Genomic DNA, 1,103 nt, shown 5'->3' on the forward strand with positions numbered 1-1,103 from the left:
AATTTCGCTCGTGGCCGACACGCGCACGTCGATGTCCGGATAGCTGGCGCGGAACGAACCGAGGCGCGGAATCAGCCACAGCGCCGCGAACGAGACGGTGGTCGACAACGAGATCGAACGCTGGCCGACACTCGACGACAGCTTGCCGACCACCGATTCCAGATCGGACAACGCGAACGAGATCGCGTCGTACAACTCACGCCCCTTGTCGGTCAGCGTCAGGGAACGAATATGCCGGTGAAAGAGCTCGATCCGGAGCTGCTCTTCGAGCGCCTTGACCTGGCGACTCACGGCCGATTGCGTGACGTTGAGCTCCTGCCCCGCACGCGTGAAACTCAAATGGCGCGCCGCGCATTCGAAGCCTCTCAGGAAATCCAGCGAAGGCAAACTTCTCAATCGCTTTGCCAATCTCACATTAGCCATACCGCCGCCTCAAAGTTGCACCCCTCGACAGATAAGTTGCCGTTCGTCTCCCTGTACCGTTTCTCCTATCTGGATTCGGAAACGATTTTATCTTGAAGCATGGTTACATATCATTCTTATTTTCAATCATGACACTCGTATTTATCTATCGATTTTCATCGCATCAATATGCTTACACCAACATTATCGAGTAGTGATTTTGTAAATTAATATGCGAACGAATCGAGCATACCAAAATGGTTGATAAATTCTCGTAAAAACAGGCGATTTCCGGCAAAGTTCGACGTTATCACGCCGATTTCACCGTCATGACAGAGGCCGCGCCCAATGCCTACAATTCAATTTCAACCAGCCGACTTTTCACCGAATTTCCCGGATTGCGAAAAACAAACAGTCAGCAACAGACATGCAAAATGCCGCTTTAATCCGGGAACGAATGTTTATTAAAAAATACTAAACGGATGAATTTTGATCTCGTCATGCGTTTCAAGAAATGGATGAGTCGATTATTTCCGGAAATGAATAATCCGCCGGCCGGCAACGCCGGTCGGCATGCATCGGGTTCGCCCGTCGGCCGGAATTCGGCCCGCGCCGCGCGACAACGGAACGTGTCGACCCGCTACGCGTGGTCCACCCCACCATTCGCCCGCGCGGTCACTTCGCGGCGATAGCGGTTCAGC

General features: G+C 52.6%; 1 protein-coding gene. It reads right to left on the reverse strand.

Features of this window, described 5'->3' with window-relative positions; all coding sequences use genetic code 11:
* The coding region (locus JMF90_RS38120; RefSeq protein WP_201326447.1) for a LysR family transcriptional regulator at positions 1–423 on the reverse strand (423 nt) is incomplete at its 3' end.
* Positions 424–1,103 lie beyond the last annotated feature (680 nt).

It is taken from the genome of Burkholderia sp. E168m23, from assembly GCF_016586125.1.
GTDB classification, from domain to species: domain Bacteria; phylum Pseudomonadota; class Gammaproteobacteria; order Burkholderiales; family Burkholderiaceae; genus Burkholderia; species Burkholderia orbicola.